The sequence below is a fragment of the Pseudomonas sp. PGPPP1 genome (assembly GCF_002255865.1).
GTDB classification, from domain to species: domain Bacteria; phylum Pseudomonadota; class Gammaproteobacteria; order Pseudomonadales; family Pseudomonadaceae; genus Aquipseudomonas; species Aquipseudomonas cremoris.
In genome coordinates, this window is the sequence record NZ_NKIG01000001.1 from 557,645 (window position 1) to 570,606 (window position 12,962).

Annotated in this window: 15 protein-coding genes and 1 tRNA gene; 6 read left to right on the top strand and 10 right to left on the bottom strand. The window is 59.5% G+C overall.

The window, feature by feature from the left end; all coding sequences use genetic code 11:
* Positions 1-150: 150 nt before the first annotated feature.
* The 3 genes from CFE47_RS02535 to CFE47_RS02545 all read left to right on the top strand — a co-directional run bounded on the left by CFE47_RS02535 (position 151) and on the right by CFE47_RS02545 (position 1,841).
* A tRNA-Cys gene (locus CFE47_RS02535) sits at positions 151-224 on the top strand.
* A gap of 401 nt (positions 225-625) precedes the next feature.
* Positions 626-910: a hypothetical protein gene (locus CFE47_RS02540; RefSeq protein WP_286835355.1), complete on the top strand. Its 285-nt coding sequence runs from the start codon at positions 626-628 to the stop codon at positions 908-910.
* A 310-nt stretch (positions 911-1,220) separates the two neighbouring features.
* Complete coding sequence (locus CFE47_RS02545; protein WP_286835356.1) at positions 1,221-1,841, top strand: hypothetical protein; 621 nt, start codon at positions 1,221-1,223, stop codon at positions 1,839-1,841.
* Between the two features lie 289 nt (positions 1,842-2,130).
* On the opposite strand, the gene CFE47_RS02550 is transcribed toward CFE47_RS02545, so the two are convergent.
* The 5 genes from CFE47_RS02550 to CFE47_RS02570 all read right to left on the bottom strand — a co-directional run bounded on the left by CFE47_RS02550 (position 2,131) and on the right by CFE47_RS02570 (position 7,091).
* Complete coding sequence (locus tag CFE47_RS02550; protein WP_286835357.1) at positions 2,131-2,676, bottom strand: GNAT family N-acetyltransferase; 546 nt, start codon at positions 2,674-2,676, stop codon at positions 2,131-2,133.
* A 4-nt stretch (positions 2,677-2,680) separates the two neighbouring features.
* Positions 2,681-2,884 (bottom strand): hypothetical protein, encoded by a 204-nt coding sequence (locus CFE47_RS02555; protein ID WP_286835358.1) that lies wholly within the window; start codon positions 2,882-2,884, stop codon positions 2,681-2,683.
* A gap of 121 nt (positions 2,885-3,005) precedes the next feature.
* A complete protein-coding gene (locus CFE47_RS02560; RefSeq protein ID WP_286835359.1) occupies positions 3,006-4,424 on the bottom strand; it encodes an efflux transporter outer membrane subunit in 1,419 nt (472 codons plus the stop codon).
* Complete coding sequence (locus tag CFE47_RS02565; RefSeq protein ID WP_185705820.1) at positions 4,421-5,989, bottom strand: DHA2 family efflux MFS transporter permease subunit; 1,569 nt, start codon at positions 5,987-5,989, stop codon at positions 4,421-4,423. The genes CFE47_RS02560 and CFE47_RS02565 overlap by 4 nt, the downstream gene beginning before the upstream one ends.
* Positions 5,982-7,091: an HlyD family secretion protein gene (locus CFE47_RS02570; protein ID WP_286835360.1), complete on the bottom strand. Its 1,110-nt coding sequence runs from the start codon at positions 7,089-7,091 to the stop codon at positions 5,982-5,984. The genes CFE47_RS02565 and CFE47_RS02570 overlap by 8 nt, the downstream gene beginning before the upstream one ends.
* Positions 7,092-7,190: 99 nt before the next feature.
* On the opposite strand from CFE47_RS02570, the gene CFE47_RS02575 reads away from it, so the two are divergent.
* Both CFE47_RS02575 and CFE47_RS02580 read left to right on the top strand, forming a co-directional pair.
* A complete protein-coding gene (locus CFE47_RS02575; protein WP_286835361.1) occupies positions 7,191-7,895 on the top strand; it encodes a CerR family C-terminal domain-containing protein in 705 nt (234 codons plus the stop codon).
* A 150-nt stretch (positions 7,896-8,045) separates the two neighbouring features.
* Positions 8,046-8,222 carry a hypothetical protein gene (locus CFE47_RS02580; RefSeq protein WP_286835362.1) on the top strand — a complete coding sequence of 59 codons (177 nt, stop codon included), beginning with the start codon at positions 8,046-8,048 and terminating at the stop codon, positions 8,220-8,222.
* 175 nt (positions 8,223-8,397) lie between these two features.
* Here the strand turns inward: CFE47_RS02580 and CFE47_RS02585 are convergent, their stop codons facing one another.
* Genes CFE47_RS02585 through CFE47_RS02600 form a run of 4 tightly spaced genes read right to left on the bottom strand, consistent with a single transcriptional unit; the run spans position 8,398 to position 11,818 of the window.
* Positions 8,398-8,928 carry a phospholipase D family nuclease gene (locus CFE47_RS02585; protein WP_286835363.1) on the bottom strand — a complete coding sequence of 177 codons (531 nt, stop codon included), beginning with the start codon at positions 8,926-8,928 and terminating at the stop codon, positions 8,398-8,400.
* 27 nt (positions 8,929-8,955) lie between these two features.
* Positions 8,956-10,278, bottom strand: a complete 1,323-nt coding sequence (locus tag CFE47_RS02590) for a coiled-coil domain-containing protein (protein ID WP_286835364.1) — start codon at positions 10,276-10,278, stop codon at positions 8,956-8,958.
* Entirely contained in the window at positions 10,275-10,679 is a 405-nt protein-coding gene (locus CFE47_RS02595) for a DUF6384 family protein (RefSeq protein ID WP_286835365.1), read from the bottom strand. The genes CFE47_RS02590 and CFE47_RS02595 overlap by 4 nt, the downstream gene beginning before the upstream one ends.
* Complete coding sequence (locus CFE47_RS02600) at positions 10,679-11,818, bottom strand: merozoite surface protein 3b (RefSeq protein ID WP_286835366.1); 1,140 nt, start codon at positions 11,816-11,818, stop codon at positions 10,679-10,681. Before CFE47_RS02600 ends, CFE47_RS02595 begins: the two co-directional genes overlap by 1 nt.
* Before the next feature lie 264 nt (positions 11,819-12,082).
* Here CFE47_RS02600 and CFE47_RS02605 point away from each other — a divergent pair, with 264 nt between their 5' ends.
* Positions 12,083-12,691 carry a LysE family translocator gene (locus CFE47_RS02605; RefSeq protein ID WP_185705836.1) on the top strand — a complete coding sequence of 203 codons (609 nt, stop codon included), beginning with the start codon at positions 12,083-12,085 and terminating at the stop codon, positions 12,689-12,691.
* Between the two features lie 3 nt (positions 12,692-12,694).
* Here the strand turns inward: CFE47_RS02605 and CFE47_RS02610 are convergent, their stop codons facing one another.
* On the bottom strand, positions 12,695-12,844 hold the full coding sequence (locus CFE47_RS02610) for a hypothetical protein (RefSeq protein WP_286835367.1): 150 nt from the start codon (positions 12,842-12,844) through the stop codon (positions 12,695-12,697).
* Positions 12,845-12,962: the final 118 nt, after the last annotated feature.

Consider the following 12,962-nt stretch of genomic DNA (forward strand, 5'->3'; position numbering starts at 1 on the left):
TTGGCAAATACGTACATAATGGCGCCCATCGAACGCAACGAAGCATTAAAAACTTCAATGTATTCAATGAGTTAGAGTAGAGGCAGGGTTTTATAGCCCACTCAAGTTTTTATGCGGTGAGTGTCAGTTATCTGGACATTGATCGTTTGAGGCCGAGTAGCAAAATGGTTATGCAGCGGATTGCAAATCCGCCTACGCCGGTTCGATTCCGACCTCGGCCTCCACTCTTGAAAACCCCGTAGATTAACGTCTTCGGGGTTTTTTATTGCCTGCGGTTTAGTCATCGCTTCCGCAACTTATCGGATCGTTTGCGCAACCGTACCTTTTTGTCCGCAAATTTGAGGCGCCTAGGCGTCCATTAACAGTCAGAAGCGGTCGTTCGATGGGCACCATTGAGGCGGTTGTTGTAATTAATGGCAGCGTGCGTGTGGGGAAATTATGAAGGCTGAATGAGCCAGACCATAGGCCTCATCAAGGAGAAGAACGTTCTCAACACTTGAGATTGAGCGTCAAGGCAGGTAGCGTGGCATCGCCGTGGAATAAAGGCGAAACGCCATCACCTATTGCGCGAAGGTCGACAATGAGCTTTCACACTGATGTTTGGGTCCAACCGTTGGACGGGGACTTGTTGGTACTGGACAGCGTGCGATCGGAGTTGATCGCCTACCTGGAGGAAAACGCCCTCAGCCAAGACGTTTATGCCGACCTCGTCACCGCATGCACCGAACCTAATGGGTACTTTTCGTTGGATAGCTGGTCAGTTCGTGCACTTTTCGAAGTGGTCGCACGCTTATTGCCGAAACTCAGTTTCGCGGTCAGAGGCGTGGGCGAAGAGATGCGCGACATTTGGGTGCGAGAGTTTACGGACGGTCGTATTTCCTTTGAGGCAGGAGCGTTCAACGAAGACTGATCCAAGTGTGGCAGCACGACGGGCCGCAATGGGTCAATAGAAGTCGTCGACGGGTGGCTGCTATTGGCCGATCGCTTCCCGAATCTTTTAGTGGAAGAAGTTCAAAGAGCGCTGACTCACGTCTTCACTTCCCTTGCCGACACACTGGCGTGACTGGAAGTCTGAAAGACGTGAACGGGCAACCGCGGCTGTTTAACAGGGAACATGCTCTTTCCACCACCGACTTCACGCAGTCATCTCTCACGCTAAGGCTCGTTTGTTCCCACTGTGCCGTATAGACGATCATCGTTTTGACGCTAGGAGTAACTCTATGAAATGGCATCACCTGCTCATCCCTTTCGCCGCGCTGGTTACTTGCACTAGCAGCTTCGCTGCCACGCCTGCACTGCAAACATTTCTCGCCTGTGACGAAAACTCTCTTGCAGTGGTCAATCAGCCAGGTCTCAAGGAGCGCATTTCCAGTGCGCTGGACAACGGGAAGATTACGTTGAGTGGCGGAACCAAAACCGAAATGGGGCAGCGCTGGGTGTTTGACACGCCAGTGACCCTTAATGGCGTTGCGTTGACCGGCTTTTTTGCGGAAGACCAGGATCTGATGGGTTCGCGCATCATTGGTTGGGGATTCTATACACAGCAGGCACCCGATGAGCTTTACACAACGTTGAATAAAGTACCGGGTAGCAACTTGGAAAGCGCCAACGGGATTTACGCCCGCGCGCAAATCTGGTCGCACAAGCAGTCGGCCTGGGTGCCGGAAAGCGGCGATGACAACGCAGGCAAGTTGGTGACCGATACAGCAGAGCGGATATTGATGGTAGAACCTGCTTCGCAAGACGTGGCCAAGACCAGCAAAGGCATGATTACCTGCTCGGTTCAAGGCACGGTCAGCGTGGCGATGCTCAAGTCCACTCGGCCTGACTTGATCAAGTGACCCGGTCAGTACCACTTTAGACCTGTAGGCGCGAGAGCATACTCGCGCCTACAGGTTGAATAGGGGCAGAACAACCAGCAGGTGCATCACGGGTGACTTGCCTAGACCAACTGAGTCCGACGCCAGACCCGTCTGCCGTTACACGCGTCCAGGAAGCTACGCGCATGTTCGCCGGCACGGCTGCGAGTTCTCCGAACTTGAATTTGGACAAATGAACGTGGCACTTCCATCCCACCACTCATCTCGGTGTTTTGTACCCGATTTGGTGGTGTGATCGGCGCGCGTGTCGCTATTTCCCGAGCTCTTTTAGCGCCAGCCCCATCGCCACCATCCCGATTTCCGTCAAATCCGTGCTGAAAGGAATCTCACCCAGCGTGCGGAAACCAACGGCCTCATAGAAGCGCTGGGCATTCGAGTTGCTCTTGAGTACGTCCAGCCACAGTAGGCGCTCCCCACGTTGCCCGGCTCGATCGCTGATGAATTGAAGCATCTGCTTTCCATACCCCAGCCCTGCGGCTGATTTGAGGAAGTAGATTTTTTGCAGTTCGGCACCCATTTCACCCGTGATGGGAGCAGGTGTTGACCAGTTCACCTTGGAAAAACCTACTACCCGCGAGTCTTCGTCCGAGGCGATCAGCCACAGGTGGCGGTCGGATGATTCCAGCGACGATTGCAGCACGCTGGGCGCAAAGTCCTGATCGAGAAACGCCTGCAGCCCGGCGGGCGACCATATTTGAGCAAAGTGTTGTCGGTAGGTCTCGCAGCCGACGTGGCGGAGTGCATCAAGGTCGGCTTTTGTCGCTTCGCGAATGGAAAGCCTGTTTTTGAAATTCATTAAATCACCACTTTAAAAGTGCTTCTTCGGGATGAATCACTCGCTGATTAAATTGCACATCCATCCGGTTGATTGGCTTGCTTCCCACCATTTGTGCGACGGGATACGCGTCCTTTGCATATTTTCTGGCGGCGATGTCGGCGATCGCCTGATTCAGCGGTGCGAACCTGACCGTCATTGGTTCGAGCGGCCCGGTCTTTTGCAGCACTGGCGCCTAGTTGTTCGCAGAGCATCGTCTTGCTCATCAAGCGTCCTTTCGTGATGGTTACGGCAAAGGGCGCAAGTATACCGATCAGTGAAGGCAAACCAATGGCAGGTTGTGGTTTGGGTTACAGCGTCCACCCCAACCCCAATGCCTTATGCAGCGACGCAAAATCCTTCAGCAACTCCGCATCCCCTGAAATCCGGCTTTCCTGTGCCTGATAACGCGTACGCTCAGCATCCAGCCAGTCCAGCGTGCTCGCGGTACCTGCGCGATAGCGTTGGCGTGTCAGGTCTGCGGCACGCACGGCTGATGACTCGACGCTGCGCAACAACACGACGTTTTGCCGCTGGTGGCCGTATCGCGCCAAGGCTACATCGGCGTCGCGCAGTGCCCCCAATACCGTACTTTTATACTGGGCAAGCGCTTCGTCGCGGCCGGCTTCGGCGCCTTTGACGCTGGCGGCCACGCGGCCGAAATCCAGCACGTTCCAGGTCAGGCGCGGCAGGATCAGCCAAGTGCCGTTGTCTTTGCGGGCGAGGTGGCCGGGGTCGCTGGCGGAGAATGACAGGTCGCCCATCAGGCTGAGCTTGGGGAACCAGTCTGCGGTTTTTTCGCCGATCTGCGCGTTGCTGGAGGCGAGTTTGCGTTCGGCGATACGGATGTCGGGCCGGGCTTTGAGGAGGGCGGCCGGGTCTGCGATTGGCACCACGCCGGGAATCGTCGGCAAGGCTTTGGCGGTGGCGAGGCGGTTATCCAGCTCGCCCGGTTCCAGGCCGCAAAGTAGGCCCAGTTGATCCAGGGATTCGACGATGGACGCTTGCAAGGGTAGGCGTTGCGCCTGGGTGTTTTCGGCCTGGGTCAGTACCTGTTCAAGTTGCAGTTGGGACGCCACGCCACGCTCGCGCCGTTGTTGAGTAAGGTCCAGGGCCTGGTGTTCGATGTCGACGCTGGCGTCTACCAGCGCCAGTCGCGCCTGTTGGTCGCGAAGGTCGGTGTAGGTTTGCACCACCTCAGCGGCCAGTTGCACCTGGGCGTCCGCAAGCTGTGCCTGGGAGGCGTCGGCTTCGGCTTGCGCCGCTTCCACCGCACGGCGTGTGCCGCCGAACAGGTCGGCCTCCCAACTCGCATCGAAGCCGGCAAGGTACAGGCTCAATGGGCCGCGACCGCCGCTGCTGCCGCCCAGGGCCGAGGTGTCGGGTGAGCGCAGTTTCAACATCGCCGCGTCGCCGGTGACCTTGGGCATGCTGTCGGCACGGGCGCCGCTGAGGCTGGCACGGGACTGTTTCAAGCGCGCCCGGGCGGTGGCGATGTCCGGGCTGTTGTGCAGCGCCTGGTCGATCAATTCATTCAGCTGGCTGTCACCCAGCGTGCGCCACCATTGGGCAACCGCGGGCGCACTCGGTGCGGTGCTGTCGGCATGCGCCAACTGCCTGGCTGCCAGGGTTTTGGGGGCGACATCCGGTGCGCCTTGGTAGTCCGGGCCCACCGTGCAGGCGGACAACAAGCCGACCGTGAAAAACAGGGGAAGGGAGCGAAGAGTCATGACTGTACCGTGCGCTTTTTCAGGATGAAGATCAGGGGCAGACACGCCAGCATTGCGAGTCCCAGTACGTAAAACGCGTCGTTGTAGGCCATGACCGAGGCCTGGCGCGCGATGTCGTTGGCCAACTGGGCCATCGCTTGCAACGAGGCGGTGGTGGCATCGCCGGTTTGCGCGAGGTAGCTGGCGGTGTTGCTCGCCATTTGGTCCTGAGCCAGTTGGCTGTTGGCCAGGATTCCCTCGCGCAGCCGGTCGTCATGGAAATGACTGCGCCGGTCCATCAGCACGCCGAGCAACGCCAGGCCGATGGTGCCGCCCAGGTTACGCGACATGTTGTAGAGCCCGGATGCATCGCCGGCGTCCTTGGTGTCGACCGAACGCATGGACAATTGGCTGAGGGGCATCATCACCAGGATCTGCCCGAAGCCGCGCAGCAACTGCGACCAGATAAAGTCATGGCCAACGCTGTCGGCAGTCAGCTGTGTATCGACAAAGCAACTGGCCCAATACAGCAGCAGGCCCGCGCCGACCATCCAGCGCAGGTCGTAACGGCCGAGCATGCGAGGCAGGATCGGCATCAGCAGGAATGCCGGAATACCCGACAGCAACATGATCGACCCCGACTGCTGCGCGTTATAGCCAGACAAGATCCCGAGGAACTGCGGTACCAGATACGCCGTGCCATACAGGCCTGCACCCACGGCCGTGCCGATCAACAGCACGCTGCCAAAGCTTTTATTGAGCACCAACTGCAAGCGCAGGATCGGCGTGGCGGAGCGAAATTGCCCCACGGCAATCAGGAAAAACCCGACCACGGTGGCGATGCTCAGCCAGGTGATCAGCAGCGAGTCAAACCAATGCTCACGCTGGCCTTCCTCGAGCACCACGGTGAGCGAACTCAAGCCCATTGCCAGGCCGAGGATGCCCAGCCAATCGGCGCTGATGAACCGTTGCAGGTTCATGCGCTCGCTGGGCAAGCCGGTGATCAGCAGGGTGATCAGGGCAATGCTGATGGGCAGATTGAGAAAGAAACACCAGCGCCAGTTGATGTTTTCTGTAAGCCAGCCGCCAATCACTGGGCCCAGCAGCGGGCCGAGGATAACGGTCATGCCGAACATGGTCATGCCGATCGCCATCTGATGGGGCGGCAGGCGGGTGCGCACGATGGTTTGCGCGGTAGGAATCATCGCGCCACCGGCAAACCCTTGGCCGATGCGTCCGGCGATCATCGCGCCGAGGCTGGCGGACAGGCCGCAGAACATCGAAAAGAACGTGAACATCAACGCCGTGCCAATCAGGAACCGACGCAGGCCAAAGACCCGCGTCAGCCAGGCGGCGAGGGGGATCATCACGATTTCCGACATCAGGTAGCCGGTGGCAATCCAGGTACCCTCGGTGCCCGTTGCGCCGATCTGGCCTTGGATCTGCGGCAATGCGGAGTTGGTGATCGACACGTCCAGGGTCGCCAACAGCGCACCCAAGGCGCCTGCGGCGACAGCGATCCAGTCGGTCAGCGAGGCGTTGCGCGGTTTGTCCGCTGCCACGCCGGTCATTGTCGCTTCAGCCATGGTTGGCGTCCGCGCCGTGGGTGCGAGTGTCTACTTCCACCGTTGCCGAGAGACCGGGCATCAATGCCGCGCGCAGGTCGTCCGGCACGTCGAGGGCAATGCGCACCGGTACGCGTTGGACGATCTTGGTGAAGTTGCCGGTGGCATTGGACGGCGGCAACAGGGCGAACTGTGCGCCGGTGCCGGGGGCCAGGCTGTCGATATGGCCTTGCAGGTCGCGGCCGGGCAGGGCGTCGACATGCACGGTGACGGCCTGGCCAGGGCGCATGGCACCGATCTGGGTTTCCTTGTAGTTGGCGGTCAGGTAGATCGAGCTGATGGGTACCACGGTCAACAGGCGTGTGCCGGGCTGCACGTATTGGCCGACACGCACGCCACGGTCGGCTACGCGACCATCCAGCGGGCTGCGGATGACCGCGTCGTCCACATCCAATTGGCTTTGCGCTTCGCTGGCCTTGGCCACGCCGAGTTGCGCCTGGGCCTGCTTGAGTTGAGCCTGGAGCGTACCGTAGCGGGTTTGACTGGAGCGCAGTGCAGCTTGCTTGGCCGCTACCGTGCTGCGGGCTTGGGCCAGTTGGTTATTCAACTGCGCCAGGCGTTCTTCCGGCTCGGCACCGGAGCGGGCCAGTGGTGCGTAGCGTGCTACTTCGGTCTTGGCATGCTGGGCATCGGCTTCGGCTCCCTGCAGTTGGGCGCGGGCTTCGGCGATGGTCGAATCCTGTTGCACCAGGTCGGCTTCGGCCTTGGCGAAGTCGGCATTGCGTGCGGCAATCGTCGCGGTGGCTTCGTCACTCACGGCTTGGTATTTACGCGCATCCAGGCGTACCAGCACGTCGCCGCGCTTGACCTGTTGATTGTCGGTCACCAGCACTTGGGCAACGTAGCCATTGATCTTCGGCGCCACGCTGATGCTGTCGGCTTGCAGGTAGGCGTCATCGGTGGTCTCGATAAAACGCCCGGTTATCCACCACCAGGCGCCCCATGTAACGCCGATCACCGCCGCAATGGCCGCCAGGGTGAGCAGGATGCGTCGAGCCTGGCCGCGTTGGCCGTTGACGGTTTCTTCAGGAATGACCTGAGGGGAGGGAAGTGCAGCGGACATCAAGGTCACTCCAGATTTATATCAGATGGAATAAATTCCTTTTTTCGCGAATTTTTGTCAACTGGTATATTTTGGTCCGAGATCTGAAAGGAGTTGCACATGGCACGACATAAACCCGCTGCCGAGGGTGGATACCAACGCGGCGAAGAAACCCGGGCGCGAATCATCGAGGCCGCCGTTGTGGTCTTTGGCGAGCGTGGCTACGACGGTGCGTCCACCCGCGATATCGCCACCGCCGCCGGGGTCAACGCGCCCGCGCTCCAGTATTACTTCGACGGCAAGGAAGGCGTGTACCTGGAATGTGTCGAGCACCTGATCACCTTGCTGTGGCGCAAGATGGCACCTAGCGTCGAGGCTGCCGAACACGCGCTGGCCGATGACAACTGCCAGGACAACAGCCTGATCGAGGCGTCATTGGGCATTTTGGGTACGGTGGTGTCGACTATTCAGGACAGTCCGGAAGCGACGGCCTGGCGCGCGTTCCTCGATCGCCACCAGGCCGGGTTGTGCCCGGAAAGCGCGACGATGGCGTTCGATGAGCGGTTCAAGGCGCGTATCAGCGGCGTGATCCGGTTGTTGATTGCGCGGTTGTCGGGCTTTGCCGTGGAAGATGAGCGCACCGTGATCCACTCGATGGCGCTGTTTACCCAAGGGTTGGCGTTCCGCGTGCAGAAACCCAAGTTGCTTGCCGCACTGGACTGGGCGCAGATCGGCGAGAAAGAGATGGAATTGGTGCGCGAGGTGGTGCTGACGCAGGCGCGTTTCACGTTGGAAGGCTTGGTGCAATTACGCAATCAGCGTTAGGGCACGGTAACTAACGCGGTTTTAAACGTTGCACGGTGTACCGTTATGCATACAAACCCTACCATCAAGTTACACGAAAGCCGTGACGCACTTGAGTTTGCACTGTCTTACCCAGCGAGAAGTTAATCTCGTTGAGTAGAGAGTGTGGTCATGAAGTTGAATTACCTAACTAAGGCGGCGGTTGTTGTCGCGTTGTTGTCGTCCTTGTCGGGCTGCTGGATGTTCATGCCACCACCGGGTGGTGGTGGTGGTGGTGGTGGTGGTGGTGGTGGTGGCGGGCACGGACAAGGCGGTGGCCCTGGCGGCGGTGGCGGCCCGCGCTACTAATTAGGAAAAAAAGAGGCAAGTCACGTGCAGTGGCTTGCCTCTTTTTTTGCCCGCGACAAATAGCGGGCAAAAGAAAGCCCGCAATGGGGAGTGCGGGCTAAAGGGATGTTCATTAGGAGCTAGATCCACCATAGGCCCGCGTCTGTGAAAGGTTTGTGAAAGCGCTACGGTTAATTCAACGCTTTATCACGATGTAAGGGACACCAAAATCCCAGCGCGATTGCCAATGTCCAACGTATTGGCTGGCGACTTCGGGCATGTCACGAATGACCAGCACATTCTCGGAGTTGGCGGTCTCGGCAGATGGGGCGTAATTGAATGAACCGGTTTGCACGGTGTTGCCATCGACGATGATCAGCTTGTCATGTTGCAAGTGAAAATGGTCGCTGGTACGCAGTTGCACGCCATTGCGCGCCACGAAATCCATCGCCGACTTGCTGGCTTTACCCAGGTTGCGCCTTTTGTCGATGACCACTTTTACATCCACCCCGCGCTGCCTGGCTTCTACCAACGCCTGCGTGATGTCTCGCGCTTGAAACGCGTAGGCGAGCATTTGGATGCTGCTTTTGGCGCTGCCGATGGTGTCCAGTACCAATTGGCGTGCCGACCCCTCGGGTGAAAAACCCACTTGTATCTGCGGCTCAGCGAGTACTGCGCAAGGCAGCCCAAGCAGGGCAGCCAACGCGATGAATCGAAACAGCCTCATGGTTCAAGCCCTCCAATGGCACGGCACTCAAAAGCCGTCAGATTTCCCGGCGGCGCTGCTAGCCGTTACGGTGGTCGTGGTGAAACTGTATGAGGTGGTGGTCGCGCTAACGAAACCGCGCTGCGCCGCCGCCTGGCTGCGCCGCACGATCGTACGAGCCTGGTTCAGCGCATCGATCAACCGTCCCAGCGTCACGTCGCCCTCCATGTAGCGCGCCATCAACTCCTCGAAGTCCGTCGACAGGTCGAAGTAGACATCGCTGCCGGTAAACGCCTCGTTGCGCAGCTTGCGTTGCAGTTCTTTGGCGCGCTCGTAGCGGGTTTGCAGCGCTTGTTGATGCTGTTTCAATGCCGCCTGGTCCGCCTTCATGCTCAACAGGCGCACGTGCAGGGTTTGCAGTTGCTCGACGATTCGGTCATCAGCGGTGTCCGGGGTCTGGCTGGCGAGGTCCACCAGCTCACCGAGGCTGCGGGTCTTCAACTGTTCGGTGAGCAGCTCGCGGGTACGCAGGTAATGCGGGTCCTGGTTGAGTGCATAGTCGGCCAATTGTTTTTGCAGGGTATTGGCGCGGGCCTTGGCGTTGTCGATAGCCGCGTCGGTGGCGCAAACGTCGCTGTGCAATGCGGTGAGGCCCAGCTGTTCGCGCGCTTGCTGTAGCTGCGCGTCAATGCTGCTACTCAACTGTTCGATAAGCGTTTGGCGCTCCAATTGCAGCGATTCGTTGCGCTCGCCCATGGCGATCAGGCTCAGTTCATTCTTGCGGTTTGCCGTGTAGTTCACCTGCTTGGCCAGCCAGCGGTCCATCGCCAAATGCAGGCGGTTGCGCTGGTAGTGCTCGGTGCCAAAACGATGGCTGCGCAAGTAGCAGTAGATCGGGTCCGCGTCGAACGTCGGGCGCTTTTTCGCGTATTCCTCGCGCAACTCCAGGTAGCCGCTGATGTGTTCGCGGTGTTCGGCCTGTGTTTGGTCGAGCTGCGCGACTTGCCGCGCATATTCCGGGTCCTGCTCCAGCCGCTCACGGGCTTGTTGGTCGATACCCTCGTAGCGGGCCTGTGCCGCCTGCTTGGCGGCCAGGGCATCGGCAACCTGTTGCTCGGCGGCTTGCAGTTGCTGGTCCAACTGTTCGCGGGCGTCTTTACGGGCTTGCAGGGCAACGCTGACCTGGCTGTCGGCAGCGTTGCCATGCTCCAGGTGCAGTGCCGCGATGCTGCCCAGGCGCGTGGAGATATCTTGCTCCAGCGCCAGTTGCTGCCAGGTCAGGTCGGACAGCTCTTGTTCGGTGGTGCGCTTCATCAGTTCGACATTGCGCGAATTACGTTCGGCGAGGCCGATCAGGGTTTCGGGCGTCATGGTTTCACCGATTCTGAAACGCTTTGGGCCGCTTGCTTGTGTTGACTGTCCTGCAACACCACGCGCGTGCATTGCACCGCCAGCGCGGCAATCGCCAGGTACTGCAGCAGGCGAATACCCTTGCTGCGGTTGAGCAGCACCTTGCTCCACAACCGCGCAAGCGGCCCTAGTGGTGGTGCCTCGAACACCAGCCGACCGGCGAAAAACTCGCGCACACCCTGGTCGATCTGCGCATCAGTGAACTGTACGCCGTTGTTTTGGTAGTACTCGCGGATACGCGCGGCGACTTCGGCGCGGCGCTGGGGCAGGCTCAGATACTCGTCTACTTCGTTCTGGTGTTGGCGCAGTTGATCCACCCGCGCCATGGCACCGAGCTGTTCGCTAAGCAGCACTTTACTCATCAGGCGGCCTTGCTCAGCAGGGCAGCAAACTTGCGTTTGGACTCCTCGACCGCGTCGGCGATGTCGCGTGAAGCGTTGCTCGATTCCACGCGGTAGGTCTCGGTCAGGCCATGCATGTCGGTCTGGAAACTCAAGGTGGCGTCTGCCAGCGCGCGCACCGAATCGACCTTGATGGTCGAGCCATAGCTGGCCTTTACAGCGGCTTCCAACTGTTGGTTGCCGGTGCTGCCCAGGGCTTCAAGGCCTTTGCTGATGCCGTCGGTGGTGGCGTTGAGCGTGTGGGTGGCTTCGGCCAAGCCACTGTTGCTGGTGAACGACACGGCCAGGCCGGTGAGCACCACTTCATTGGTGGAGAAGAACGACACCATGCGCTGGTATTGGCGCTCCTTGATCACATGCACCTGGTTGATCCGTGCAAAGACCATTTCGGCAGTGTTGTAGCCCACCTTGAGGTCGTCGGCGATGTCCTTGACGATCTGGTAGCGCTTGTCCTCGTCTTGCAGCGCGCGCACGGCTTCGTCGCGACGCAGTTCCTGGGCCGAACGCTGGGCGGGTTCAAGCTGGTCGGCGGCAGTGACCTCAGCGTTGGCATCGTTCAGCGCCAGGGTGCGTTGCTCCAATGCCTGGGCCGCCACGCTGAGCACATGCTGGGCGTCGACCTCAGCGGCTTTCATGGCCATGCGAAAGTCCATGTAGGACTCCAGGATCACGCTTTCCCGGGCGATCTGGTCGTTGGCCGATTTGCACACCTGCAGGTAATTGTCGCGGATGTCATTGAACCGGCTGGGGATCGAGCCTCGGCGCAGGTTCATCCAGCTCAGCTTGAGTTTTTCCAGGGTGTCGAGGCGGCCGTCGTCCATCCAGCCGGCCATCGCGGCGGCGTCTTCACGGATCGAGGTAAAGCGTTGGGTGATGTCCATGAAGCGCGCGGAGATATCCATGCCTTCAATCTGCTCGCGCACCATGCTGTTGAACGCGGTGGACTGTTGCAATACCGCTGCGATGGCGGTGACTTTGCTGGTGTCGTACTGGGCGACGCGGTCGAGCAGGACCAGCACCGGGGCGTCTTGGACAGGTTGCAGCAGGTTGATGCCAAGCGTGCGCAGGCCAGTGATTGCCCGTTCCAGGTAGTTGCTCATCGTGCGTCCTTTCGTGATGTGTTCAGCACAGATTCAAGTTAAGTGGGCGAGTATACCGATCAGTGAAGGCAATCCAATGGCTCTTGGCCTGAGACGCGCTGTTATAAGCCAAATCCGTCGTGCTTCGAACACACCGCAGTCCCGTGCCGGGCGTTTCTGGACTGCGCAAAAGTGTACGCCTCGATCCGCGCTTAGCTGTACGGGGCGGCGGGGGCGGCAACCCACTACTGTCACAGGCACTTCACCCTGTTTGGATGCCGCACCATGTTCATGTCTACCAGCCTGCTTTCGGCTTTTGTGCTGTTCGCCTTCGTGTCCTCGATCACGCCTGGCCCCAATAACACCATGTTGCTCGCATCGGGGGTGAACTTCGGGTTTCGCCGCTCGATGCCCCACGCCCTGGGCATCAGTGTGGGGTTCATGTTGTTGGTGATTTCGGTGGGGCTCGGCCTGGGCGAGGTGTTCAAGGTGTTTCCGTGGGCCTACACGGTCTTGCGCTACGTGGGCGCGGCGTACCTGCTGTACCTGGCCTGGAAGATTGCGACGGCGGGCGGCATGTCCGATAGCAATGATGAGCATGGCAAACCCATGACCTTCCTTGGCGCGGCCGCGTTCCAGTGGGTCAATCCCAAGGCGTGGATCATGGCGCTGGGCGCCATCACCACCTATACGCCGGCCGAGGGTTACGTCACCAACGTGCTGGTGATCGCCTTGGTGTTTGCAGTAGTGAACTTGCCCAGCGTGTGCGTATGGGTTGGCTGTGGCACGGGCTTGCGCAATGTATTGCGCGAACCGCGCTGGCTGCGGCTGTTCAACTGGTCGATGGCCGGCTTGCTGGTGCTGTCGCTGTATCCGATGTTGTTTGCGAGCTAAGTGTCAGACCGGCGAAATGGTTGCCAGCAGGCCGATGCCGATGGTCAATACCAAAAAGCCGAACAGGAAAAGTGCCATCTTGGTCATAAGGCCTCCGAAGGGAAGGGGAGCGGCAGGGACATTCCTGTCGCACTCGACAAGCGTGTCGGGCATGACGCTATTGTCCGCGCAGTGCAGATTTCGGTACAGGCGCAGATAACACTCAAAAAACCGTATCAGATGCAGCTGTGACTGCTGTGCCAAGGGTTGCGCGTTGGGCCGGGTTTCTAAA

Coding starts and splice junctions, on each gene's coding strand:
- CFE47_RS02570 (WP_286835360.1), bottom strand. CDS start 7,091: ATGTCCGCTGCACTTCCCTCCCCTCAGGTCATTCCTGAAGAAACCGTC.
- CFE47_RS02590 (WP_286835364.1), bottom strand. CDS start 10,278: ATGACGCCCGAAACCCTGATCGGCCTCGCCGAACGTAATTCGCGCAAT.
- CFE47_RS02585 (WP_286835363.1), bottom strand. CDS start 8,928: ATGAGGCTGTTTCGATTCATCGCGTTGGCTGCCCTGCTTGGGCTGCCT.
- CFE47_RS02545 (WP_286835356.1), top strand. CDS start 1,221: ATGAAATGGCATCACCTGCTCATCCCTTTCGCCGCGCTGGTTACTTGC.
- CFE47_RS02610 (WP_286835367.1), bottom strand. CDS start 12,844: ATGCCCGACACGCTTGTCGAGTGCGACAGGAATGTCCCTGCCGCTCCC.
- CFE47_RS02600 (WP_286835366.1), bottom strand. CDS start 11,818: ATGAGCAACTACCTGGAACGGGCAATCACTGGCCTGCGCACGCTTGGC.
- CFE47_RS02575 (WP_286835361.1), top strand. CDS start 7,191: ATGGCACGACATAAACCCGCTGCCGAGGGTGGATACCAACGCGGCGAA.
- CFE47_RS02595 (WP_286835365.1), bottom strand. CDS start 10,679: ATGAGTAAAGTGCTGCTTAGCGAACAGCTCGGTGCCATGGCGCGGGTG.
- CFE47_RS02560 (WP_286835359.1), bottom strand. CDS start 4,424: ATGACTCTTCGCTCCCTTCCCCTGTTTTTCACGGTCGGCTTGTTGTCC.
- CFE47_RS02550 (WP_286835357.1), bottom strand. CDS start 2,676: ATGAATTTCAAAAACAGGCTTTCCATTCGCGAAGCGACAAAAGCCGAC.
- CFE47_RS02565 (WP_185705820.1), bottom strand. CDS start 5,989: ATGGCTGAAGCGACAATGACCGGCGTGGCAGCGGACAAACCGCGCAAC.
- CFE47_RS02605 (WP_185705836.1), top strand. CDS start 12,083: ATGTTCATGTCTACCAGCCTGCTTTCGGCTTTTGTGCTGTTCGCCTTC.
- CFE47_RS02580 (WP_286835362.1), top strand. CDS start 8,046: ATGAAGTTGAATTACCTAACTAAGGCGGCGGTTGTTGTCGCGTTGTTG.